A 23,540-nucleotide genomic window follows, 5' to 3' on the forward strand; every position below is an offset into this window, starting at 1 on the left:
CGTCCTGCATGGTTTTTTGTTATTTAGACTCCTTTTTTATTCGTTAGAAAAACGTGAGATTTGCGATAGAGAAAAGAAAGGTTACATCCGTATACTCATGAGTGAAAGAATTGCAAAGGAGCGAATGTAAATGAAGAAACTACTTTCACTGGTGATTGTATCGGTCATGGTTTCCCTCTATCCTTCTATAGGATATGCGGAAAGTCTATCGACACCTTCTGGTATACCGACAGCTGACATTGAAGAAACCGTTGATTCGATTATGGAGGCTTACATTGAAGAAGACGTACCAGGAGCCTCTGTTTCGATTGTGCAAAATGGGGAGATTGTTTTTCAAAAAGGGTATGGGTTAGCCAATAGAGAGAAGGAACAACTGGTTCATCCTGAAACCACGTATATGGAAGCAGGTTCGGTATCTAAATTATTTACGTGGACTGCCATCATGCAATTGGTGGAAGAGGGGCAACTCACTCTTGATACCGATGTTCGACCGTATTTAAAGGGAGGGGAGTCAGCGCTCACCTATGATGAACCGATCACAGTGGCTCATTTGATGACCCATACAGCGGGATTTGAAGAACGAGTAGAGGATTTGACGGTTTACGATCCTGATCATCTAGTTGAATTGGAAGACTACTTAGCACCGGAAAGACAGCCGAAGCAACTGTATCCCCCTGGAGATGTGGTGGCTTACTCCAATTTTAGTACGAATCTTGCAGGTTATGTGGTTGAGGAATTGACAGGTATGGCTTTTGCTGATTATGTGGAGCAATTGATTTTAACGCCTTTAGAAATGGAGCACTCCACATTTGATGTGCGCTATGATCGCATTCCTGGTTTAATGGACGAGAAGGCAGTTGGATACACGAAAAAAGGTACGGAATGGGTCGCTAAACCAACTTCTTATATTAATGATAATCCGGCTGGTGGTTTGACGACGACGACAAATGACCTTGCTCATTTTATGATTGCACACTTAAATACAGAGCAATCTGGCTCGTACGTATTGTTTAACGACCCACAAACATTGGATACGATGCACCGGACACTATACACGCCCCATCCTGATATGGCAGGAAATGCACACGGGTTTTGGGAGCGTCAAGCAGGGGATTATCGTGTCTTAGAGCATGGTGGAAATACAGATGCGTTTAGCGCACTTCTTTCCATCGTACCTGATGAACAGTTTGGCATTGCCGTTATGACAAATATGGATGGTGAGATGGCAGGTGCGAGAAGAGAACTAACGGATGTTTTAATTGGGAAGTCGACAGAAACGCCAGAAGCGACAGATGATGTGAATCATAGTGAAGCAGTAGAGGGTCGCTACCGGTCTGCACGCTCTGTTGAAACAGGGCCAATGAAAATCATGCCTTTTCTCTCTGATGGTGACTCTGTTATTTCTGCTAATCAAGAGGGTGGGATTACGTTATCCATTGCTGCTCTCGGCGTAGAACTAGACTATGTGGAAACGGCTCCATACTTGTTTGAAAAAGTGACAGAAGAATCGTCTTTACTTGATAACGCTGGAATGAATACGGATCACTTATTCTTTAAAACGAACGATGCCGGTGAGGTGGAGCAATTATCGTATGGCGTCATTGCAGATGAATTACCGATATCGTGGCTAGCGTCACCTTATGTCGCTTATGGAATAGTAGGAGGCGCTGCACTGTTTTCACTTGTTGGTCTTGTATGGGGAATGGTTGGCTTTATCCGAAAAAGAAGGCACCAAACCCTCATCACTTCTTTGCATAGAGGGGTAATAGCGTGGTCTTTCGTTGGCGTTCTGACTCTTGGTCTTTTTGGCACCATTGTTGTTCAATTGGCAAGCAATCCGTTTCAGCCTTGGTCTAATTTCACCTTCTACGTAATCGGATTTTGGCTCCTTCTATTCGCCTTTCTCGCGGTGCTTTATCCAATTGTAAAAGGGTGGCGTAAGCAAAAAGGCTTCTACTTAATAAAGGCTTTCGTTGTGCTACTAGGCTGTTTATTGGCCAGTTTGTTTTCCTTGTTATTCTTTCTTAACTTTCTCTATCTCTAAAGGATAAAGAGGCTGGGACAAAAGTAGATAGACAGACCAAAATGACGAACATTCCTGAAAATAGGAACGTTCGTCGTTTGTTTTATATGAAAATTAGCAGAAGGAGAATCCGAAGACTCCTGGGGGATCAGCACGTGTCTGAAGACTCTGAAGTGGCGGTTTTCCACGGAGGAGGCTGAGGCCGTGTCCCCGGAAAGCGAAGGATTCTCCTGTAGACTATTCGTCTTTTCAAATACTACTTTTAGTTATGTCTCGGCCTCTTTTTAATGACGTTAAACGAGTCGATTCAAAAAGCTACTTGCATCGCTATTGAATTTCCACGTCATCCCGAACTTGTCTATCAGCATACCGAAACTAGATGACCAAGGAACAGAAGAAATCGGCATTAGGATCGTCCCACCTTTTGAGAGCTTCTCAAAATAACGTTTATTCGTTTCGTCGTCTCCATCAATCATGCTTATGATGACGTTGGTTCCTCTTGTTACGTCGCCTATGACGCTTTGCATAGAAGGGAGTACGTCAGAGATCATCAGGATCTTATCGGAAAACGCGATTTGAGATTCCATAATCATCGCCTGTTCTTCACCACTAAGTGGAGCAGAAGGGTCTTGCGGGATAGAACCAAAGTTCACCTTCTTAACGGTTCCTTGTAATGCATCTTGATAAAAATCGAGTGCCTCTTGTGCTTGCCCACTAAATTGTAAATATGCGATTGCGTTCATTTTGTCTAACCTCCTCATTGGTCTATTCGTAGTATACTGGACAATAGGTGACAACTGTCTGTCGTATATAGGAGGGCGTTATGCAAAAAGTTGAAAGACTTCTTTCCATCATCATGATTCTGTTAAAAAAAGAGGTCGTGTCTGCATCAGAATTTAGTCAGCTCTTTCAAGTGACAAAACGTACGATTCAACGGGATGTGGAAACATTGAGTTATGCAAACATACCCATTTATGCAAAGCATGGCCCGAGTGGAGGGTATGCGCTAATGGAAGAATACAAATTTGATAAGCGGTTGGTGAATCAGAAAGACATTGAACATATCTTAGTGGCGTTAGATGGGTTTGAACAATTGACAACGAACAGCGCTATCCAGTTGACGATTCAGAAAATAAAGGGCATGAGTCCAACGAATCTAGCTTCAAAGATGGATGTGACGTTTTATCAGTCGATTGGGAGAAGTGAAACAAACGAAGAGCTGTCTTATTGGATGAAGGCGATTGATCACCATTGGTTACTAGCGTTTGATTATGTGGATCAACAAGGGCGAATCACCCATAGGCTCGTTGAACCGTATAAGGTTCAACTGAGGGAGATGCACTGGTATGTCGTGGGCTTTTGCCTAGAGCGTAATGATTTTCGAACATTTAAATTAACGAGAATAACAGATATGGAGAAGAAGGGCTTCTTTACCCCTAAAACGGAACAAGAAGTGACTCGAAATCAACAAATGACTAAGAAAGACCCTGTAAAACCTACTGTGGCGAATGTCGAAATTGAGATTGATATTGGTGTTCGAGATCAGTTCATTGAACGGTTTGGAAGAGAAGCTGTTGTGAAGAAGACAAAAAGAACGTGCATGGCGACCATTTCATTACCTGAGAACACATACGCGTATCAGTTTCTTGCGGGATTTGGGAACAGGATAAAAATCATTGGTCCTACCAGTTATCGTAATGGCTACACGTCTTTTTTAAGAGAAGCGTTAGCATTGTATGAATGAGAGCTGTTTATTCGTAATTAAGAAGCCGTCCATTGTCATGCCATTGGCCATATTGTTTGTTTTCTTTTGTATTCGTTATAAATTTGTCTAACCTCTTTTCAAATAAAGCACGATCCTTTTTATAGCTCTGAATCGTGTCTATTCGAATTCTGTTGTAAAGCTCAGGGAAGTGATTGAAATGGCGGTAGACGTCTTCGTCTGACATGATTTGTTTCTTAATTTCTTCGTCTATGGTAAAGGAGCTAAGGTTCATGTCAGGTAGAATTCGGAGTCCTTCTTCTTTCATTAGACCTAATGTTTGTAGGCGTCTTACTCTCTCTTTGTTTAATTCTGTCCAATGGCTGTTCTTCTTTCTAGGAGAGAGCCTTTGGGCTAATTGAGTGTAAGAGACTTTTTTCTTGATGCCGTCAATCCAACCAAAACATAGTGCTTCTTCCACTGCATCTAAATAATAAATCGTTTGCGGCTGTTCAGTCATACTTACAATAATCCAACAGGAAGTGTCAACTGTTGACTGTTGAACGAACCAATTTCTTAATTCTTGTCTCGTTTTTAACGGAAGTACGTTTTTTAATTCCATCGTTTATCAGCCTCCTCTTTTTGTCTGAAATAGTGTGGTCTATCATCGTTCTTTCCTTTACGTTGTGAAAAGCTATGGACCTATTGCCCATAGCCTTCATACAGGTTCATTTAATTCTAAACGATTAATCGTTTGTATAGATACGCATGCGATGATCAACCCAATGAATGCTAGCGCTAATGGGATGTAAAAGATGTTAATTAAAGAGAATTGGGGTCCTAAAGAAGAACTTGTAACGATCACGATTAGAACCGCGGAAAGGATGGTAGCAGGCGTTGAAAAATGACGCATCCCAAAGTAAAGAGGAACGAGAGACGTACCAGCTGCTGCTACGTTAAAACCAATTAAACGTAGTAATTCTTGTAAAAGTTGTTCCTGAGTAACGTGTAAGTTGGCAGAAAAGCCAATGAACGCATTGAGTCCAGTAAAGCTCGCTACAATAAACAGCGTCGAAAGTGTCATCATTATGAAGGTTAAGCTAAAAATAAGAACAAGTTTGGCGGCTATTAGTTTCTTTCGGTTGATTGGGTACGAGAATAAAACGAGACTGGTTCGATGTTTAAATTCATCAATGACGATCTTAGTGATAAGAACGGATGCAAAGATAATAAATGTTCCTCTAATTAACACGCCGGTGAACATAAAAAATTCATCACTTGTTTGGAAAATAACGTCGTTTTCAAGTTTTTCAATAACAGTGAAGAAATAGAGCATGGCAAGAATACTTGCATTCGCAATGAGCGTTCCTTTTATATACCAACCGATTTTATGTTTTTTCAATTCAAGCTTTATTAAACGATACATTAACAATTCCTCCTTTATTGGTCATTTTTACGTAAACCGATTTTTTTAATAAAATACTCTTCTAATGTCGTTTGCTTTGTTTGGATAGAATGAATCTCGATGTCTTCTAGTATTAACGCTTTTGAAATTCGGGCATGAGAAACCTCTGTTGAAAAAATACGAATCGCTTGATTCTCAACGATTTTAAAGTTTGTTATGTTTAGTTGATCATGTAAGAGAACCGCTGCTTTTTTAGGAGAGCTTGTGACGAGCTCGATGTATTCGGTATTCTGTTGCTTTAATAAATCCATTGATGTTTCTTCTATTAATTTTCCGTCTTTAATCATACCGATCGTGTCCGCAATTTGTTCGATTTCACCAATGATATGACTTGAAATAAATAGGGTCATGCCATATTCTTTGTTCAGTTTTTTAAACAATCTTCTCATGGATTGAATCCCCTCAGGGTCAAGGCCGTTAATGGGTTCATCAAGGATGACGAATTCCGGTTTTGTGAGGATGGATCTTGCGACGCATAGGCGCTGTCTCATACCTAATGAAAATTGATGAGGTCGTTTATGCGCATCTCTAGAAAGCTCTACCCACTCTAACACATCGGAAATCGTTTGTTTGTCGTGATAGCCCATGTAGGCGCAGTGTAGCTCTAAATTCTCCCGAGCAGTCAATTTCTCATAAAAGATAGGGTATTCAATCATGCTCCCGATTCGTTGTAAGTAACGAAAGGAATCTTCTTTTATGGGGGAACCGAATAGCTCGATCTCGCCACTGGTTGGTTTAATCGCGTTTATAAGCAGCTTCATGATTGTTGATTTTCCTGCGCCATTAGGACCAAGAAAGCCGTAAATCTCACCTTTTTTAATAGTCAATGAAACGTCCGATACAACAGCATGTCCATCGTATCGTTTCGTAAGACCTCTCGTTTGAACAATATAGTCCATGTTGCGCCTCCTTTATTTCCTATACTCTTACTGTAACGGTTGACTATTTCTTTTCTCTATCGTAAACCTCACAAAAATCTCAAGAAAAAAAGACTAGCCCTTCTCGCGTTTTAATTTGCAAATAAAGGACGTTTTCTCGTGAGGAATTGACGACACAGAGATGGTTCCTTGCATTTGTTCGATCAGTTTCTTTGTAATGGTTAACCCTAATCCACTTCCTTGAAAATCTTTATTCCTGGATTCCTCTAATGTATACATACGCTCAAAGATGTGTTGTTGATCGGACTCAGGAATGCCAATCCCTTGATCGTACACTTCAATCACAACAAAGTCCTCTTCCGCGTACACGTGTAATCCAATCACGTTTCCATCGGCTCCGTACCGAAGGGCATTTGATACTAAATTGGCTAAAATTCGATGTAACGCTTCCTCGTTGCCGAGTGCAAAGACAGGTGAATCTGGTAAGTCAATATGAACGTCTAATCCTTTCGTTTCAATGAATTCATAAAACAGAAGAATGGAGCGTTTACAGATTTCCGTTAGATTGACGGCCTCTAATGGTAAATGCTTGTCTCCTGCTTCAAGCTTCGCTAAATCAAAAAAAGAATCGATTAATGTGGTCATTTCATCTGTTTTCTCATGAATGTGAGAAAGAATACGTTCGCGCTCTTGGTTGGGCATGTCGACTTTTTCGTTAAGCATTTCAGCATACCCAGAGATAACAGTTAAAGGGGTTTTCAAGTCATGGGAAATATTGGAGAGCATGCGCTTCATTGATTGTTCTGTTCGAATAAATTGACGAGCATGCTCTCGGTTTTGATCAATGAGTTTATTCATTGAAACAAGTAGCTCTGCGATTTGTTTATGGTCCGTTCCTATAAGCACAGGGCCGCTTGCTTGACCATGGACAATGTCGGTTAGCTGCTTCTTAATGGAACGCAGCTGTTTTTGAAGCGAACGTTTTAAGTACACTTGAAAACCAATCGTAAAAAGTAAAAGGGTAATGAGGAGTAAGAGAAAAGCAATCATCAAAATTCACCTAATTTATAGCCAATACCCCAGACGGTTTTAATGTACAGTGGCTTGGCTGGATCATCTTCAATTTTTTCGCGCAGTCGGCTCATATGAACGTTAATGACATGATCGTCTCCATAATAGTGATCCTCCCAAACCGAATAATAAATTTGTTCTTTCGTCATCACTTTTTTAGGGTTTTCAATGAAGAGCTTTAATAGCTTCCATTCTTTTGAGGTGAGATGGATCACTTGATCTTTTTTCTTGACGATAAACGAATGAAGATCCATTTCAATCTCGTGGACACGTACAATTGCTGGAACGTCGGGTAGGAGGGTAGCATTTTTATACTGGGTCGTTCGACGAATGGCTGCTTTTACTCTTGCTAATAGCTCAATCATGGAAAAAGGCTTTGTGATGTAATCATCAGCGCCAAAACCTAGACCGACTGCTTTATCAGACTCACTGTTTTTTGCGGACATAATAATGACAGGAACGTAACTCGTTTTTCTAAGGCTTAGTAGGAAATCCATTCCATTTAATTCAGGTAACATTAAATCAAGTAAGACTAAGTCATACGTATCGGTTGCAAAGCGCTGAACGGCTTCCTGCCCGGTAAATGCAGGAACAACAGTAAAGCCTTCGTTTGTAAGATAGGTTTGAACCATTTCACTAATCGCTGCATCATCTTCTACAAGTAATAATGTATTCATTCTAGCACCGTCTTTCTCGTTATAAAGTATAGCTCTATACATTAAAACACATCTTAGCAAATTTTATCGTAAAGCTGTCGCTTTTGTCATAATCAGCTTTGAGGAGAATTGACAAAATCAAGAAAGATAATCATTAGGCCTTCTCACAGCGTGGTATAATGAAACTATAGTAGAGTAGTTTATTTCCAGAGAGGGACGAAATGAATTGAAACAACAAGTTTTTTTTATAGGAGTCATCTTACTAGCAGGGATGTTTTTAGTAAGTTGTCAGAATCATTCTGATGAGCGTATTCTTTATGTTGCACCAGATGGTGATGATCGAAACCCTGGTACAATGGATCAGCCATTGGTGAGCCTACAGGTGGCAGCAGAAAAAGCGACAGCTGGTACGACTGTTTTCGTTCGAGAGGGGACGTATGTGGAACCTCTTCTCATACAGCATAGCGGAACAGAAAAAAAGCCAATACGTTTTGAAGCGTATCAAGGAGAAGATGTTTTCCTAAGCGGTAAGGGGTTGGAAGACGACTTGGATGATGTGGCTTTAATTGAAATCGATGGTCATAGCTATATTACGATTGATGGCTTTACAATCGGAGACGTCACGACAAACCATGTTGACAAAACGGTAATAGGTATTTTGATTACTGGTGCAAGTCAACATATTGAGATCGTGAATAATACAATCCAAGGAGTCTCGACAACGGCTGTTGGAGGAAACGCTCATGGCATTGCCGTTTACGGAAATGAATCGATTACAGATATTCGGATTAACCAAAATACGCTAACAGATCTAAGGTTAGGGTTAAGTGAGGCATTAGTCGTGAACGGAGATGTCAGTCATTTTACCATTAACGACAATCACGTTTATGAAACAGATAACATTGGAATTGACGTGATTGGCTATGAAGGCATCGCCATAGATCAATCGAAAGACTATGCGCGTCATGGTATTATTCAAGGGAATGTTGTTCATCATAATTCTAGCTATGAGAATCCGAGTTATGAGAAGGATTATAGTGCTGGCGGAATTTATGTAGACGGTGGAAGTGATGTGTTGATACAAGGCAATAGGGTTTATCAGAACGATATTGGTATAGAAGCGACGTCTGAACATAAAGGCAAGTATGCAAATCACATAGACATCCTGAACAACGTGGTCTTTGAGAATAGCTATACTGGCATCGCCATAGGCGGGTATGATACAGAACGTGGAGGGACTACAAACACGGTTATTGCAGGAAATGTAGTGTCACATAACGATACAGTCGGGCTAGAGGGCGCACAACTTTTAGTGCAATACGATACGTTTTCAAACCGAATTGAACAGAATCAATTTAGTGCAAGCCAAACAGGTCTTTTTATTAGTAACGAATACGATGAAAATGAAAACATGTTCTTTAGTGAAAATGAATATGTGATACAAGAAGATGTTAAGGCTAGGTGGCTGTGGGAGAATAAGGACGTGGATTCACTGAAGGAATTCCAGCGCTTGACTGGGAGTGATCGTGGGGCTGTCTTTCGTGCTTTATAAAGGCGATGGATACACCACAGGTGACGAATAAGTAAGTACGAAAAAAGGCTATGAATGCATAGCCTCTTTTTCGTAGTACGATTAGTTTTGACGATGCCCATCGTCTAAATGCTTGGTTTCTCGTCTTTCTTTTTTTATAAAAAAGTAAGCCCAGTATAATGATCCAATAAATCCTGGCAAGGCTGCTACAAAAAATGCGCCTAAATACGTTATGGATTCAAATAATTGATCGTGCCAAATCAATCGCGATAGATAGAGCAGACCCACTCCAGTAATACCAGTTAGAACAGAGCCACCTATAGCAAATAGAATGAATACAACGGTTATGTGTCGTTTGCTCGTTTTCATATACAATCTCTTCCTTTGCGTTGATATTCTAGGATGTATGACTGTTAGACAACATTGACCTAGTAAGCACATGTCACTCAATCTGTTAAAAAGGGGAGTAGACGAAGATTGTGTTTATATGTGAATCGTTTGTTTCGTCAAGCGATTATGACGTTATCCATTTATAACCGTTACGAGCTAGAATAAAACTAAATGATTATTTTTAATCGTCCATTTATTTTGTGGGTATTCATTTTTAGGGACGTGAGCAGCTATTGAAAATGGATGATGTTTATACACCGCTTTTCAGGGAATTATAAGCGTATACCATTCAATAGGAGTGATCGATATGTTGGTTCGGAGAATTCTTGCTTCGGCTATAACAACGGTGGCAATAGCAGGTGTGAATCGTATCGTGCGCAGAGTCATTTTAAAAAAATAAAAAGATCTCGCCTTGTAATCAACAAGGCGGGGTCTTTTTTTCTTCTGCAAACAGTGAAGATGACTAGCCAAACAAGATTCTGATGCTTGTCCCTTTGCCTTTTTGACTAGTCAGTTCAACCGTTGCTCCGTGTGCCTCCATTATATCTCGGGCGATTGCCATTCCCAATCCGGTTCCATTAATATTGGTTGTATTACTACCGCGGTAATAACGATCGAAGATATGATGCAAATCGCCTTGTATACCTTCGCCGTTATCTTTAATTAAAATAAAGGTAGACGTCACGTTTACATGGACAGAAACGCCTTCCTTATTATGGATCAGGGCATTGTAAATAAAGTTGAGTAGTCCTCTTTTAAGAAGATGTTGATCCACTTGACGTGTCAGCTGAGGTGCTTCACTTGTAAACGTAATCGATGCGTCTTTAAAAGTTGGTTGATTTAACACATCAATGACAATTTCACGTACAAACGGTTCAATACGAGTGTCTCTTAGCTGTAAGGGCATTTGCTGACTGCGTAAGCGCATGGTCAAATTAAAATCATCAATTAAGTTTTGAATGTAGCTTGATTGACGTTCAATAACTTCCGCGTAGTCCATTCGTTCCTGCTGAGAAACGTCATCACCTTTGAGCAACTCTGCGTATCCGTAAATGGAAGCGAGTGGTGTTTTTAAATCATGTGATACGTTGCTAATCCATTCATTGCGTAGCTTTTCAAGTTTATGTTGTTCCGCTTCGTGCTTTTTGAGCGTATCTGAAACATCATTTAAGTTTGAAAAAACCGAATGGTAGATTCCAGGTTTTTTCAAGTGCTGCTGTTTAAAATTTCGATTCTTCAGTTGTGAAATTCGTTCAATGATGGCTTGAATGGGTTTAGTCAATTTAGCGCTAAATAAAAGACCAATACTACAGGCGATGATAGTGTCAATAAGAATGATGGCGAGTAACGCTTCCGATAAAAAAGACAGAACGGTTTCTGGATTTAAAGTAAAAACGTAGCGCCGATCATCGGAATAGGGAACACCCACAATATAACTAAACGACTCATAAGCACCGACGAAGTACGTATTAAACTCATCATCCATATACTTGTACTTATGAACAAGATCCATCGGTGTGTAGTTGCTAGAAGCAGTAGATGGTGCTAAATAGGAGTCCACGACGACGCCGTTTTCATCAAGTAGTTGAAACCACGCTCCGTAGTTTTGTAACGCATCCTGACCTTCTTGGGATAAGATGGGTTCTCCATCATCAAGTGCTAAATAGTGACTAAAACCTCGTGCAAAGACTTCTGCTGAATTCTGTTCCTCTTCAGCCGTGTTGCTTAGATGTTGATTCATTAAGTAAAAAACCAAAATAAATGTATTAACAAACAGTATGATTAACACAATAATCACTATTGAAATCAGGTAGCTACCAGTTAATCTCCATCTCGTTTTTGTTAACTTAGTTCCCATGTAGACGGTAGCCTAATCCTTTTACAGTGGTAATCCACTGCGGATTGGAAGGCTGCTCCTCGATTTTTTCACGTAGACGCCTAATATGAACCATTAACGTGTTGTCCGCCCCATAGAATTCTTCTCCCCATACACGTCTAAACAATGTCTCTTTGCTAAGAATTTGATTTGGATTCCGCAAAAAGCAAGCCATTAAACCTACTTCTTTTGCGGTTAACTCTAAAAGTTGACCGTCTTTTTTTACTTCGGTTTCATGCTCATTCATTGAAAAAGGACCGACTGTCAGTACGTATTGGTGGTTCGGCTGCTCGAACTCATTCGCGTATGTTCCAGCACGTCGGAGCTGAGCTTTTACACGGTAAGCTACTTCTTTTGGGCTGAAAGGTTTCGTGATGTAATCATCGCCACCAATAGCCAACCCAAGAATCTTATCAAGTTCGTCTGATTTTGCAGATAGAAATAAGATCGGTATACGGGAAACGGTGCGAATACTCTTGCATAAATCGTAGCCTTCGCCATCAGGTAACATGATATCTAGAATAGCCAAATCAGGCTTCAATCGCTGAAAACGATCCCATCCTTCTTTTATACTTCCAGCCGTTTCAATTTGTGTGAGGCCTTCTTTTATTAAGCTTGTTTTGATTAACTGACATAAATCATGTTCATCATCCACAATTAAAATGCGAGGTTGTTCCATCTTCATCATCCTTTCAAAAAAAGAGGAGCGTTTTCTCTATCATATCAGTGTCTGCCGGTTCTTACATGTATTTAAGGTTTTTGTAAGGTTAACGTGATTTTGATTTAAGAGTGAAGAGATAAAGTAATAGACAGAAGAAAGAGGTGCTTGGCAAATGGATTCGTTACTCAGTGTTAACCAAATTGAAAAAACATATGGAAAAGGCTCAACTCGTTTTCACGCCTTAAATCAGATTTCCTTAACGATTGATCATGGAGAATTTGTAGGAGTGATGGGGCCGTCAGGTTCTGGGAAATCCACGTTGTTGAACGTTCTTGCAACAATTGATTCCCCTACATCAGGTGACATTTTTCTTGGAGAAGAAAATCTAGCGAAGATGGACACGGAAAGGCTTGCTGATTTTCGTCGAACACACCTAGGGTTTATTTTCCAGGATTATTTCTTGCTTGACTCATTAACGGCCAGAGAGAATATTCTCTTACCTCTAGCTGTAGCAAAAGAGAACGCTAAAGCAATGAATGAAAAAGTAGAGGCTATTGCAACGATGTTTGGCATTGAATCTCTACTTAATCAATTCCCGTATCAGCTTTCAGGTGGACAGAAGCAGCGCGTAGCCACTTGCAGAGCGATGGTGACAAATCCAAAAATCATCTTTGCTGATGAACCAACTGGTGCACTTGATTCAAAAGCCGCATCCGATTTACTAGAAAGCATGAGTAGGCTAAATCAAACTCACGAAACAACGATTATGATGGTGACGCATGATGCGTTTGCAGCAAGCTTTTGTCGTCGGATTTTATTTATAAATGATGGTCACGTACAGAAAGAATTGATTCGTGGAAATGAATCAAGAAAGGCATTCTTTCAAACAATTCTTGATGAACTTGCACGTTTAGGTGGTGATGGAGATGACATTCGCTGATATTGCACGGAAGAATATGAAACGGAACGTAAAAAGCTACGGCTTATACATTGGTTCTACCATTTTTTCCATCATTGTATACTTCACTTTTGTTACATTGCGATACAACGACGACATTCTAGTAGCATCCGAACAGTCAAGGCAATTAAGTAGCCTTATTACGGCTTCTACTTTCATTCTGATGGTTTTCGTCGCCATTTTTATTCTGTATTCGAATTCGTTTTTTATTAAGAAACGTAAGAAAGAAATGGCTCTCTACGCTTTATTAGGGATTCGCAAGAAAACGATCGGGTGGATGCTGTTTTTAGAAAATATGACAATTGGTATTCTTTCACTTGTTATTGGGGTCGGATTAGGGTTTGTTTTATCTCAATTTTTTCTTTCTCTACTAATGGCGTTAATGGGACTGGATTTTACACTGAGCTTTTCATTTTCTTTTGAAGCGGTCCTTCATACCGTATTGGTGTTTTTCGTCTTATTTTTAGTGACATCCTTTCAGGGATATCGTGTAATTTATCGGTTTGCACTAATTGATTTGTTTCATGCTGAAAAAAAGGGAGAGGCGCTTCCACGTGCTCGGCTACTATCGTCGATTATCGGGATTCTCCTCCTTACAACTGGATACTGGATGGCGTTGCAAGATCTTGCCACATCTATTGTTTGGAGACAACTTGGGATTGCAACGCCTCTCGTTATAATTGGGCTGACGGTATTAGGCTCGTATCTGCTTTTTCGAAGCGTGCTCGTCTACTTGCTCCATGTCATCAAAAGACAAATCCATTGGACATGGAGTGGGTTGAATTTACTGACCGTATCGCAATTGCTTTATCGAATCAAAGGAAACGCGCTTACGTTAACCATTATTGCCACATTGAGTGCAACAATCCTTACTGCAGGTGGTGCCGTCTTTAGCATGTATTACAATGTTGAGAAGGATGTTGAGAGGTATTCACCCTTTACCTTTATGTGGGAAGGCCCCGCGCTAGAAATGGATCAGGAACAAGTTGAGTATGAAACGTCTTTTGTCAGTAAATCGGCACGGGTTATGCTGGGAGACCACGAGTTCGACTATGCCGTTATAAGCGAATCGACTTTTCTAACCCTTTCACACCAACTTGAATGGGAAGTAACAGAAGAGCTAGCAGATGACCAAATGATCATCGTTGATGCGTTTTATGATGAACGGTGGTCTGCTAATGTAGAAACGGTGCAGCTGCAGGAGAATGACTACGACGTGATAAGCATGTATGCAGATGCTCTTTTCAATGTTCGAACAATGGGTGGAACTGCGCTTGTTCTATCAGATTCACAATATGATGCTTTAGAAGCAGAGGAAAAAAGCTACCAAGCAATTCAAGTAGGCAATTATCAGAATAAGGTAGAGCTATCCCAGGAATTAGCTTCTTCTTCTGAAATAAATCAATTCTCAAGCGCAGTGCAAGATTACAGAGATTCAATGGAATCATCTGGGGTACTGATGTTTGTTGGTAGCTTTTTAGGCTTAGTCTTTTTAGCCGCAATGGGAAGCATTATTTACTTCAAGCTCATGACAGAAGTAGAAGAAGATAAGAAAGCATTCACCATTCTTCATAAAGTAGGTGTATCTAAAAAAGATATGAAGCGAAGCATTCGCCATCAGGTTGGAATGATTTTTGTTGCTCCTCTTCTTTTAGGATTGCTACATGGAAGTGTTGCTTTAACAGCCTTTTCTAAACTGCTTGATCTTCAGTTATTTGTTCCGGTTCTTTTATGGATGCTTGCCTATACGCTCATTTATATAGGTTACTATGTTGTAACCGTACAGAGTGTGAAAAAAACAATCTTTACAACGTTCAAAGGAGGTACTTCAAAATGAAAAAAGGGATTGGTATTGTACTTGTCATCGTCCTGCTCTTTGTTGGAGCGGTGGTTGCATTGGCAACAATGGATCTAAACCGTCTTGGCAAAGAGAATATGTATGTTCAAATAAGTGATTATGTTGAAGTGGAAGAAACTCGTCTTGACTCTGGTGAAGTGGTATCCCGATATTGGTATGAACTTCCTGCTATTGATGAAGCAGGTAATTCCACAATCGTACAATTTTCAGCTACGAGAGAATTACGAAAAGAAGCTTACCTGATGCTTTATGTGAAAAACGACGATGACGTAACGTCTTATGACGAAGTAAAGTGGGAAGACATTCCTGCTGGGGCACAAGACAAATTGTTACAGGTGCCATAAAGTTTGATTCTCGAAGAAAAGAAGCAGTAAAGAGTCCAGGGTGCAAAGATGCACCCTGTTTTTGTTGTACGTATCTAGTTGAATAGGGATGACACGCATCACCATCCTAAAAAAAGAAAGAAATTAGCGTTTCATTCCCATTATGACGGGGAAGGAGTTTAACGAAGTGTTCACTTCCGCTTTTATTATAATTTTTAGTAAACAATGGTAAACCAATATATGAGAAGATTCGATCTTATCATTATTGAAGGAGGAAGAATATATGTCAAAATTAAAAGTTGCTTTATCAGACGAAGAAATTGATACGTATACGAGCGAAGGAAAAGGACCGTTTGATGTAGGCGGTGCTGCTTGGTGCACCTATTATGTTGCACTTTGTTCTACTGGAAGAGATAGTGGCACGTGTGGATGGATTTTTGAACAATGTGGTGTTGGCGGAGGAGGTGGTGGAGGAGGTTGTGGCACTTGCGTATGTAGATAGAGTCATCAAACCTGAATCATTCCACTAAATATGTTGGTTTACCATTGTTCCTGAAAATTATAAAAAAGTTGCTCAAATGATAGGTGCAATAAAATAGAACAGGAGATTAACCATGAAGTATGATAATGACTCTAAAGAAAAATTTTTTACTAATTTGAAGTTATACTCCTCTAACATTACTGAAAAAATTGAGTCTTTAAGATCGTATCCAATTGAGCCTTCACAATTAAATCAATTTAGTCTATCCGTAATTGTCATATGTAAAGATGAAGAGAGATGTATTGAGAGATGTTTAGACGCAATTGATCGTAATATTGGGGTTAACGATGAAGTTATGATTATTGACACTGGATCGACTGATCATACGCTTAACATCTTGAATAAGTATCGTGAGCAAACGAATTATTTTATCTTTGAAAAGAAATGGAACAATGATTTTGCTGAAATAAGAAACTTCGGAATACATAAAGCTTCAAAAGATTGGATCGTCTTTATTGATGCTGATGAAACAGTTGAAAATGATTCATTTACTAATTTGAAGTCCCATCTTTCTATTTTAGATTTATTAAATGTAGAGGCAGTTTGTTGTCCTGCTATTGTAAATACAGGTGGCCATGTCGTTCAAACGGTTAGAAGGATCATACCAAATAGTCCGTCCATTTTTTATTTCGGCGCTGTTCATGAAGAACCTCGACCTGTTGATCATTCTGAGTTATTCTATTTAGCTTTTGAAGACATCATTTTCCATCATGATGGGTACGTGGAGGCTGTCTCTACTAGTAAAGAAAAACAAAAACGGAACATGGCTTTACTTTATCCTATGATTGATAAAGAACCAATGAGTCCTAGATGGCATTACTTGCTTTGTAGAGACGGAAAAGGTGCTTTAAATGAAGATTTTTATAGAGACACGCTCTTAAAGGTAATAACATTATGCGGCGATGACGAATTAAACAAAGAATATAAAGTAAGAGCAGTAAGCGACCTAATTGAATTTTACTTAGGTGCCGGTGATATTGATAAGGCAGCTTATAACTTAGAAATGTTAAAGGAATTAGCACCCCATATGACTGACACTTTATATTGGGATATATTAGTACAAGTCATTATTTTTGAATACAATTACCACCAGTTTATCCAGCGCATTATAGACTATAAAAAGACTCATAAAGAACTAGATTATGGAAGTCTAAATTCAAATGGATTTCATCTTGATCATCTTTTGTCGAGACTCTTCTTTAATATTAGGGAATATGGAAGTAGTTTTACGATCTTAAAAAAACTTGAAAACGCTCAGTATGGAGAGTATAAAGCACAGTATGAGGAACTACACAAAACCTTAAAAAATTTTTTACAAGCTGGAGAGGGAAATGAAAAGTAAATACTTCACAAAACAATTAGAAGAAAATGATTGTGGCCCTGCCTCAGTGTCTATGTTACTAAAATACATGTGGGGAACAGAGATCACACTGGCACAATTAAAGATTTTACTATTCACAAACAAAAATGGGACGACTTTTTTAGGTATGAAAAAAGGACTTGAAAAAATGGGAGTCGAATCAAATGTCTTTAAATGTGTATCTTCTTTAGAAGCGCTTAATGAATTGGATTATCCATGCATTACACAGATTAGTGGGGGAGGACAAGAGAATCACTTTGTTACCTTATTTAAATTAACGAAAAAACATGTTTATATAGGCAACCCTTTAAAAAATCAGATAGAGAAAGTTAAGATAGATACATTCCTATCTATGTGGATTCCTTTTGTTCTTGAAGTTCATAAGGTAACCGACAATAAGAAAATGATGGCATATTCATCAATGGAATCAAGGAAAAACAATAGTATTTTTAAGAGCTTATATAAAATAAAAAAGCTTATTATCTTGTCATGGGTTTTATCCATCATTGTCTATTCCTTAACAGTCTACTTGGCAGGAATGTTCTCGACATATTTTGACGTTATTATACCAAATGCGGCTGTTGGTCTCATTGTTAGTGTTACAGTCATCTATCTTTTAGCTGTAGTCATACAATTCATTGTTGGTTATTTCAATTCTATCCTTAGTATTAAATCAAACAATGCTGTAGATAAAGATTTGGTAGAGAATTTGGTATCAAACTATTTTGCACAGAGCTATACGTTTACTGAAAAGTTTGTAAGCGGAGAGTTGATAACAAGGTTTACGAATATTAGTGATATAAGAACTAGATACTTGTTCTTTGTGCAAACATTGCCTTTAGATGCTTTAGCGATCATTATTACGTTTGTAATATTATTTAGAATTAACTTTTATTTATCCTTGTTGGCATTTATACCAATTATCATCTTCTTTTTACTGTTATTTTTGTCGAAAAATCGATATGAAAATTTAAGCTATGATTTATTTGAACAACAAGAATACCTTAATACTGAACTGATAGAATCAGTGGATAATATCGAGAGTATCAAAAATTATAACATTGCGAAACGAATGAAAGAGAAAATGATTAAGAGGTTGGACGAACTGTATGCGATAAGAGAAAAGTTTATGTCTTTTGATCAATTTCAAAACTTAACTAAGGATTCTATCATAAAGCTTTTTAATATTTGTTTTTTTGCATTTGGCTCTTACTTAGTTATCAATGACAATTTAGCATCAGGTATGTTATTAATGTTTAACTCTTTGGTATCAAACGTTTTTAATCCGTTTGTTAACTTAACGACTATACAAGCCACTTTACACCAAGGAAGAGTAGCAACTTTAAGGTATGAGGATATAGTCAATTCTGTGGTAGAGAGCTCAGAAAATGTTACGAAACTAGAAAACAAAATTGAAAGAATAAGGATACGAGACTTATCTTATTCGTTTAATCCAAGTAGCCATGTTTTACATAATATCAGCTTCGAAATCAAACAAGGTGAAAAGATTGCACTAGTGGGAAGTAGTGGCTCAGGGAAATCAACGTTAGCTAAATTGCTTGCAGGTTATTACAAACCTGAGAAAGGTGAGATTCTAGTTAATCATTTGAATATAAATGAGATCAGCCAAGAGTCTCTTTTAAAGAAAATTTTATATATCCCTCAGGATATTCAGATATTTAATGACACCATATTGAACAACATCTTGCTCTATAGAGATATCGATTTTGAAGATGTTAAAAAGGTATCAAAATTGGTCGGTTTTGATGAAATTGTTGAAATGATGCCCGATGGTTATGATACAGTTATTGGCTCAAAGGGCGTTGAATTATCTATGGGACAACAGCAAATGTTAAATATAACGCGATATATCCTCTCGCCGCCTGACGTTTTAATACTAGATGAAATAACAAATGGGTTAGATGTAGTAAGAAGAAATAGAATCAAACAAATTTTGATAAATTCCACAATAACGGTCATTTTTATAACTCATGATTTAGATTTGGCAACTTCGTGCGATAAAATCTATTCGCTAAACGAGGAAGGAATGAACGTAATAACTTCTCAATCAGAAGGAAATTTGTCTCAAACGATTATGAATTCTCTTGAAAAGGGAAGGTGATTAAAGTGAAAAAAATAACGGTCATTTTGGCTGCAATCTTAACAATGGTATTTATTGGTTTCGTCTCTGTAAGTAATTTAGTAGCAACTGAAGCATCGTTATACAAAACAGTAACCTCAGATCTGCTAAAAGAAAAGCAAGAGAATCAAGATAGCTTTATAGCGTATTTCTATCAGAAAAACTGCGCACCATGCCAACAAGTAAGACCAATTATTAATGATTATATTGAGGAAACACAAAATGAAGTATTAGCAGTTGATATAAATGAGGATGAAAATAAAAATCTCTTAATAGAGGGTTTTGATATTGATAGTACGCCAATAGTCATTTTTGTTGATTCAGGAAAAGAGCAAGAAAGGTTTTCGTCTGTTTTTGGTGAGGAAGAGTTTAAAGAGAGAGCAAGTAAAGTTTATATCAAAGACGGGGTTAACTAAAGACTAATTCAAGATTTAGTGATCTTTGAACCTGAAATTATTTAAGAAGGAATGAGAGTCAATAGGATGTTAGGAAGTAGTTGAAATGCTATTGGTTATGAAAAAGACCAGTTATTGTAAAAGGTTTGCGGATAATTGATTGACATTTCCTTTTATTGCAACTAAAATAATAACTGAATTCAATAATTACTAACTAGGGGAGTCCAATGAGTTGGGCTGAGAGGGAAGCGCGATGAAGCTTCTTGACTCTTTGGACCTGATCTGGATCATGCCAGCGTAGGGAAGTTAACGGTTATGCACTTTACGCGTACCGTCTTCTATTTATGTATGTGATGCTAGGTTCAAAATGAGAACCTAGCTTTTTGGCGTGGACGAAGGTTCGATCTTTGAATTCCATTTTTGGGAAAAGGAGAGAACAACATGACGACATCCGAATTAAATGAGAAACGTGTAAGCATTATGTCAAATTTTGAAGGGAGTAAAAAAGTATACGTGCAAGGCTCACGACCAGATTTACGTGTTCCTATGAGGGAAATCACACTGGAACCTTCGATAGTAGACGGAAAAGAAGAGACCAATGAAGCACTGCGCGTTTATGATACGAGTGGGCCTTATACGGATAAGACTTATAAAGCAAACTTAAAAATGGGCTTACCTCGAATCCGAGAAGAATGGATTAATGAAAGAGGCGACACGGAGCTCTATATGGGGAGAGCGGTTCAACCGAGGGACAACGGATTTCGAAATAGAGATGCAATGGAGAAGATAGCGCCAAAAAGTGGACGAATGACACTGAAGGCGAAACCAGGTCATTTTGTGACACAGCTTCACTATGCGAGAAATGGACTCATTACGCCTGAAATGGAGTTCGTGGCAATAAGAGAGGGAGTAGAGCCTGAATTTGTACGAGATGAGATAGCGAGAGGGCGTGCCATCATTCCTGCGAATATTAATCATCCTGAATTAGAGCCGATGATTATTGGTCGGAATTTCCATGTGAAAATCAATGCGAATATCGGTAATTCGGCAGTATCATCATCGATCGAAGCGGAAGTCGAAAAAATGACTTGGGCCACTCGCTGGGGAGCCGACACGATTATGGATCTTTCAACTGGTAAACATATTCACACCACTCGAGAATGGATCATTCGTAACTCTGCTGTTCCTGTGGGTACTGTCCCTATTTACCAAGCGCTTGAAAAAGTAAATGGCGTTGCACAAGATCTTACGTGGGCCATTTTTCGAGATACGCTTATTGAGCAGGCAGAACAAGGTGTTGATTATGTAACCATTCATGCAGGTGTCTTACTGCGTTACATTCCGTTAACAGTAACGCGAATGACGGGAATTGTTTCACGTGGAGGTTCCATTATGGCGCAGTGGTGTTTGCACCATCACAAAGAGAGTTTTTTATACACCCATTTTGATGAGATTTGCGATATTCTAAAAGCTTACGACATAAGTCTCTCACTGGGTGATGGCTTACGTCCTGGTTCCATTGCCGATGCCAATGACGAGGCTCAATTCGCTGAGCTTGAAACGTTAGGGGAATTGACAAAACGGGCATGGAAATACGACGTACAGGTAATGGTGGAAGGGCCTGGTCATGTACCAATGCATTTGATTAAGGAAAATATGGACAAGCAGCTTGCTCTTTGTGATGAAGCTCCTTTTTATACCCTGGGTCCTTTAACAACAGATATTGCGCCTGGATATGATCACATTACGTCTGCAATTGGAGCAGCGCTAATTGGGTGGTACGGAACGGCAATGCTTTGCTATGTTACGCCAAAAGAGCATTTAGGGCTGCCAAATCGTGAGGATGTCCGCGAAGGAGTTATCACTTATAAGATTGCTGCCCATGCTGCTGATTTAGCAAAAGGTCATCTAGGTGCCCAGAAACGAGATGATGCCCTATCAAAAGCGCGCTTTGAATTTAGATGGCGTGACCAATTTCACCTTTCTCTCGATCCAGAGCGAGCAGTGGATTATCATGATGAAACGTTGCCAGCAGAAAGCGCTAAATCAGCCCATTTCTGCTCCATGTGTGGGCCGAAATTTTGTAGCATGAGAATTTCTCACGACATTCGTAAACATGCTACTGATGGAGACCTACGATCGAAAGCAGAGATCGATGAGGGTTTAAAAGCAAAGGCGAAAGAATTTAAACAGGCTGGAGGAAAGCTTTATTAATAAAGTAAAGGAGGAGTCTCTTAAGAAGAAAGTGTGCAGCTTGGACCGAGAGATGGAGCAGATACGACGGCGAATGATTGATTTGCAGAATCAAAAATATCTTTTGCAATCGGAATGCGAACATCAATTTTCTGGGAACACTCATTTCATTCGTTGCCACATATGCGGGAAAGTAGAAGTGCTTTATTATTAACTGGCTAAATAAAAAAAGCGGTTCGCATGAGCGAACCGCTTTCTTCGTCGTTACGTGATAGATAAACCTGCGCTTGTGTTACCTGTTAAAACCGTAATAAAGGTAATATCTGGTGATGCGATTTGTAAGACGAGTAATAGTAAGTCTCCAGCAAGTACAGGTTCAGCTAAGCCGGTTACTGTTCCAGTGAACGTATCACCAATTGTGATTAGCCCAGCCACAGCAGGTGTTAATGTGACTGTAGCAGTTGTTGGCAAGAATGGTGTTGATCCAAGTATAGCACCAGTTGCTTTGTAAACGGTTGCTGTTATGGCACCTGTTCCAATTGGTAAGGTTACACCTACTGTTGAGGTAAAGGACACAGATAACGAATCAATTGTGCCAGCTCGCGGTGCTCTGAAAGAGAACTCCCCTACATCTGCAACGGTAAAAGCGCCAAGTGTTACACCGGTAGAACTGCTTCCAAAGCCAACCAAGTTAACCGTCCCAACTAATCCACCAGCAATTGTTGATATAACAGATGGTACAATCCCTGATGCGAATGGTATGACGGCAGTAGAACCAGCGGCCCCAGTTGCTCCAGTAGAACCCGTTGGCCCAGTAATACCGATTCCAGTAGCGCCAGTCGGTCCAGTGACACCAATTCCAGTAGCGCCAGTCGGTCCAGTAACGCCAATTCCAGTCGGTCCAGTGACACCAATTCCAGTAGCGCCAGTCGGTCCAGTAATACCAACTCCAGTAGCGCCAGTAGCGCCAGTCACTCCAGTAACACCCGGGTCACCGGTAGCGCCAGTCGGTCCAGTTGCACCAGTCACTCCAGTAACACCCGGGTCACCGGTAGCGCCAGTCGGTCCAGTTGCACCAGTCACTCCAGTAACACCCGGGTCACCAGTAGCGCCAGTCGGTCCAGTAGCCCCAGTAGCCCCAGTAGCCCCAGTTGCACCAGTCACTCCAGTAACACCCGGGTCACCAGTAACGCCAATTCCAGTGGCGCCAGTCGGTCCAGTGGCTCCAGTACCACCAGTGGCCCCAGTAGGCCCGGTAGTACCAGATCCGCCACCACCAGGTCCAGTTGGCCCAGTCGGTCCGGTTGGTCCAGTGACACCATTTACTTGGGGTCTGTTAAATTTTTGTATATTTGAACAAGAACATTGAAAACGATGGCAGTGATTGCATGACATTTTCAATCCACCTCCTTCTTTGAAATAACCTCCACGCATAAATGGCTTATTAAGTTTTCTTGAAATAAAAATGGAGGTGTATTATCCTATGAAACGAAAAAGAGTTTTGCCTGTGCTTTTTAAG

Annotated in this window: 21 protein-coding genes and 1 riboswitch; of the genes, 11 read left to right on the plus strand and 10 right to left on the minus strand. The window is 39.6% G+C overall.

Annotation, left to right across the window (positions count from 1 at the left end):
• Nucleotides 1-130: 130 nt before the first annotated feature.
• The gene (locus tag PQ477_RS17715) at nucleotides 131-2,044 is read left to right on the plus strand and encodes a serine hydrolase domain-containing protein (RefSeq protein ID WP_274272589.1); all 1,914 of its coding nucleotides are present in this window, start codon (nucleotides 131-133) and stop codon (nucleotides 2,042-2,044) included.
• A 272-nt stretch (nucleotides 2,045-2,316) separates the two neighbouring features.
• Here PQ477_RS17715 and PQ477_RS17720 read toward each other — a convergent pair whose 3' ends face one another.
• Nucleotides 2,317-2,766: a VOC family protein gene (locus PQ477_RS17720; protein WP_274272590.1), complete on the minus strand. Its 450-nt coding sequence runs from the start codon at nucleotides 2,764-2,766 to the stop codon at nucleotides 2,317-2,319.
• Between the two features lie 80 nt (nucleotides 2,767-2,846).
• Here PQ477_RS17720 and PQ477_RS17725 point away from each other — a divergent pair, with 80 nt between their 5' ends.
• A complete protein-coding gene (locus tag PQ477_RS17725; protein WP_274272591.1) occupies nucleotides 2,847-3,767 on the plus strand; it encodes a helix-turn-helix transcriptional regulator in 921 nt (306 codons plus the stop codon).
• A gap of 7 nt (nucleotides 3,768-3,774) precedes the next feature.
• Here the strand turns inward: PQ477_RS17725 and PQ477_RS17730 are convergent, their stop codons facing one another.
• The 5 genes from PQ477_RS17730 to PQ477_RS17750 all read right to left on the minus strand — a co-directional run bounded on the left by PQ477_RS17730 (nucleotide 3,775) and on the right by PQ477_RS17750 (nucleotide 7,816).
• Nucleotides 3,775-4,347 carry a YdeI/OmpD-associated family protein gene (locus PQ477_RS17730; protein ID WP_274272592.1) on the minus strand — a complete coding sequence of 191 codons (573 nt, stop codon included), beginning with the start codon at nucleotides 4,345-4,347 and terminating at the stop codon, nucleotides 3,775-3,777.
• 96 nt (nucleotides 4,348-4,443) lie between these two features.
• On the minus strand, nucleotides 4,444-5,151 hold the full coding sequence (locus PQ477_RS17735) for an ABC transporter permease (protein WP_274272593.1): 708 nt from the start codon (nucleotides 5,149-5,151) through the stop codon (nucleotides 4,444-4,446).
• 14 nt (nucleotides 5,152-5,165) lie between these two features.
• Nucleotides 5,166-6,089 (minus strand): ABC transporter ATP-binding protein, encoded by a 924-nt coding sequence (locus tag PQ477_RS17740; protein WP_274272594.1) that lies wholly within the window; start codon nucleotides 6,087-6,089, stop codon nucleotides 5,166-5,168.
• A gap of 93 nt (nucleotides 6,090-6,182) precedes the next feature.
• Nucleotides 6,183-7,118: a sensor histidine kinase gene (locus PQ477_RS17745; protein WP_060705895.1), complete on the minus strand. Its 936-nt coding sequence runs from the start codon at nucleotides 7,116-7,118 to the stop codon at nucleotides 6,183-6,185.
• Nucleotides 7,118-7,816 (minus strand): response regulator transcription factor, encoded by a 699-nt coding sequence (locus tag PQ477_RS17750; protein ID WP_274273595.1) that lies wholly within the window; start codon nucleotides 7,814-7,816, stop codon nucleotides 7,118-7,120. Before PQ477_RS17750 ends, PQ477_RS17745 begins: the two co-directional genes overlap by 1 nt.
• Nucleotides 7,817-8,021: 205 nt before the next feature.
• On the opposite strand from PQ477_RS17750, the gene PQ477_RS17755 reads away from it, so the two are divergent.
• On the plus strand, nucleotides 8,022-9,347 hold the full coding sequence (locus tag PQ477_RS17755) for a right-handed parallel beta-helix repeat-containing protein (protein WP_274272595.1): 1,326 nt from the start codon (nucleotides 8,022-8,024) through the stop codon (nucleotides 9,345-9,347).
• A gap of 81 nt (nucleotides 9,348-9,428) precedes the next feature.
• Here the strand turns inward: PQ477_RS17755 and PQ477_RS17760 are convergent, their stop codons facing one another.
• The 3 genes from PQ477_RS17760 to PQ477_RS17770 all read right to left on the minus strand — a co-directional run bounded on the left by PQ477_RS17760 (nucleotide 9,429) and on the right by PQ477_RS17770 (nucleotide 12,271).
• Nucleotides 9,429-9,695, minus strand: coding sequence for a hypothetical protein (locus PQ477_RS17760; RefSeq protein ID WP_144558917.1), 267 nt, complete (start codon nucleotides 9,693-9,695; stop codon nucleotides 9,429-9,431).
• Nucleotides 9,696-10,179: 484 nt separating this feature from the next.
• Entirely contained in the window at nucleotides 10,180-11,574 is a 1,395-nt protein-coding gene (locus tag PQ477_RS17765; RefSeq protein ID WP_035396160.1) for a sensor histidine kinase, read from the minus strand.
• Nucleotides 11,564-12,271, minus strand: coding sequence for a response regulator transcription factor (locus tag PQ477_RS17770; protein ID WP_035396162.1), 708 nt, complete (start codon nucleotides 12,269-12,271; stop codon nucleotides 11,564-11,566). The genes PQ477_RS17765 and PQ477_RS17770 overlap by 11 nt, the downstream gene beginning before the upstream one ends.
• Before the next feature lie 154 nt (nucleotides 12,272-12,425).
• Between PQ477_RS17770 and PQ477_RS17775 the strand changes: the two genes are divergently transcribed.
• The 8 genes from PQ477_RS17775 (at nucleotide 12,426) to thiC (ending at nucleotide 22,042) form a co-directional block, all read left to right on the plus strand.
• A complete protein-coding gene (locus PQ477_RS17775) occupies nucleotides 12,426-13,193 on the plus strand; it encodes an ABC transporter ATP-binding protein (protein ID WP_144558918.1) in 768 nt (255 codons plus the stop codon).
• The gene (locus tag PQ477_RS17780; protein WP_274272596.1) at nucleotides 13,180-15,048 is read left to right on the plus strand and encodes an FtsX-like permease family protein; all 1,869 of its coding nucleotides are present in this window, start codon (nucleotides 13,180-13,182) and stop codon (nucleotides 15,046-15,048) included. Before PQ477_RS17775 ends, PQ477_RS17780 begins: the two co-directional genes overlap by 14 nt.
• On the plus strand, nucleotides 15,045-15,413 hold the full coding sequence (locus PQ477_RS17785; RefSeq protein ID WP_035396164.1) for a YxeA family protein: 369 nt from the start codon (nucleotides 15,045-15,047) through the stop codon (nucleotides 15,411-15,413). Before PQ477_RS17780 ends, PQ477_RS17785 begins: the two co-directional genes overlap by 4 nt.
• Before the next feature lie 262 nt (nucleotides 15,414-15,675).
• The gene (gene gccF / locus PQ477_RS17790) at nucleotides 15,676-15,894 is read left to right on the plus strand and encodes a glycocin F family RiPP peptide (protein ID WP_035396166.1); all 219 of its coding nucleotides are present in this window, start codon (nucleotides 15,676-15,678) and stop codon (nucleotides 15,892-15,894) included.
• Nucleotides 15,895-16,006: 112 nt separating this feature from the next.
• Complete coding sequence (locus tag PQ477_RS17795; RefSeq protein WP_274272597.1) at nucleotides 16,007-17,275, plus strand: glycosyltransferase; 1,269 nt, start codon at nucleotides 16,007-16,009, stop codon at nucleotides 17,273-17,275.
• Nucleotides 17,265-19,415 (plus strand): peptidase domain-containing ABC transporter, encoded by a 2,151-nt coding sequence (locus tag PQ477_RS17800; protein WP_274272598.1) that lies wholly within the window; start codon nucleotides 17,265-17,267, stop codon nucleotides 19,413-19,415. Before PQ477_RS17795 ends, PQ477_RS17800 begins: the two co-directional genes overlap by 11 nt.
• A 5-nt stretch (nucleotides 19,416-19,420) precedes the next feature.
• Nucleotides 19,421-19,849, plus strand: coding sequence for a thioredoxin family protein (locus PQ477_RS17805; RefSeq protein WP_148297313.1), 429 nt, complete (start codon nucleotides 19,421-19,423; stop codon nucleotides 19,847-19,849).
• Nucleotides 19,850-20,034: 185 nt separating this feature from the next.
• Nucleotides 20,035-20,149, plus strand: a riboswitch (TPP riboswitch).
• A gap of 120 nt (nucleotides 20,150-20,269) precedes the next feature.
• Nucleotides 20,270-22,042, plus strand: a complete 1,773-nt coding sequence (thiC, locus tag PQ477_RS17810) for a phosphomethylpyrimidine synthase ThiC (RefSeq protein WP_144558922.1) — start codon at nucleotides 20,270-20,272, stop codon at nucleotides 22,040-22,042.
• Between the two features lie 243 nt (nucleotides 22,043-22,285).
• On the opposite strand, the gene PQ477_RS17815 is transcribed toward thiC, so the two are convergent.
• Complete coding sequence (locus PQ477_RS17815; RefSeq protein ID WP_274272599.1) at nucleotides 22,286-23,416, minus strand: exosporium glycoprotein BclB-related protein; 1,131 nt, start codon at nucleotides 23,414-23,416, stop codon at nucleotides 22,286-22,288.
• Nucleotides 23,417-23,540: the final 124 nt, after the last annotated feature.

Source organism: Shouchella hunanensis (assembly GCF_028735875.1).
Lineage (GTDB): Bacteria > Bacillota > Bacilli > Bacillales > Bacillaceae_D > Shouchella > Shouchella hunanensis.

Excerpts from the sequence above, each read along its gene's own strand:
- PQ477_RS17715 (WP_274272589.1), top strand. The coding sequence starts at position 131 with ATGAAGAAACTACTTTCACTGGTGATTGTATCGGTCATGGTTTCCCTC.
- PQ477_RS17720 (WP_274272590.1), bottom strand. The coding sequence starts at position 2,766 with ATGAACGCAATCGCATATTTACAATTTAGTGGGCAAGCACAAGAGGCA.
- PQ477_RS17725 (WP_274272591.1), top strand. The coding sequence starts at position 2,847 with ATGCAAAAAGTTGAAAGACTTCTTTCCATCATCATGATTCTGTTAAAA.
- PQ477_RS17730 (WP_274272592.1), bottom strand. The coding sequence starts at position 4,347 with ATGGAATTAAAAAACGTACTTCCGTTAAAAACGAGACAAGAATTAAGA.
- PQ477_RS17735 (WP_274272593.1), bottom strand. The coding sequence starts at position 5,151 with ATGTATCGTTTAATAAAGCTTGAATTGAAAAAACATAAAATCGGTTGG.
- PQ477_RS17740 (WP_274272594.1), bottom strand. The coding sequence starts at position 6,089 with ATGGACTATATTGTTCAAACGAGAGGTCTTACGAAACGATACGATGGA.
- PQ477_RS17745 (WP_060705895.1), bottom strand. The coding sequence starts at position 7,118 with ATGATTGCTTTTCTCTTACTCCTCATTACCCTTTTACTTTTTACGATT.
- PQ477_RS17750 (WP_274273595.1), bottom strand. The coding sequence starts at position 7,816 with ATGAATACATTATTACTTGTAGAAGATGATGCAGCGATTAGTGAAATG.
- PQ477_RS17760 (WP_144558917.1), bottom strand. The coding sequence starts at position 9,695 with ATGAAAACGAGCAAACGACACATAACCGTTGTATTCATTCTATTTGCT.
- PQ477_RS17765 (WP_035396160.1), bottom strand. The coding sequence starts at position 11,574 with ATGGGAACTAAGTTAACAAAAACGAGATGGAGATTAACTGGTAGCTAC.
- PQ477_RS17770 (WP_035396162.1), bottom strand. The coding sequence starts at position 12,271 with ATGGAACAACCTCGCATTTTAATTGTGGATGATGAACATGATTTATGT.
- PQ477_RS17775 (WP_144558918.1), top strand. The coding sequence starts at position 12,426 with ATGGATTCGTTACTCAGTGTTAACCAAATTGAAAAAACATATGGAAAA.
- PQ477_RS17780 (WP_274272596.1), top strand. The coding sequence starts at position 13,180 with ATGACATTCGCTGATATTGCACGGAAGAATATGAAACGGAACGTAAAA.
- PQ477_RS17785 (WP_035396164.1), top strand. The coding sequence starts at position 15,045 with ATGAAAAAAGGGATTGGTATTGTACTTGTCATCGTCCTGCTCTTTGTT.
- gccF (WP_035396166.1), top strand. The coding sequence starts at position 15,676 with ATGTCAAAATTAAAAGTTGCTTTATCAGACGAAGAAATTGATACGTAT.
- PQ477_RS17795 (WP_274272597.1), top strand. The coding sequence starts at position 16,007 with ATGAAGTATGATAATGACTCTAAAGAAAAATTTTTTACTAATTTGAAG.
- PQ477_RS17800 (WP_274272598.1), top strand. The coding sequence starts at position 17,265 with ATGAAAAGTAAATACTTCACAAAACAATTAGAAGAAAATGATTGTGGC.
- thiC (WP_144558922.1), top strand. The coding sequence starts at position 20,270 with ATGACGACATCCGAATTAAATGAGAAACGTGTAAGCATTATGTCAAAT.
- PQ477_RS17815 (WP_274272599.1), bottom strand. The coding sequence starts at position 23,416 with ATGTCATGCAATCACTGCCATCGTTTTCAATGTTCTTGTTCAAATATA.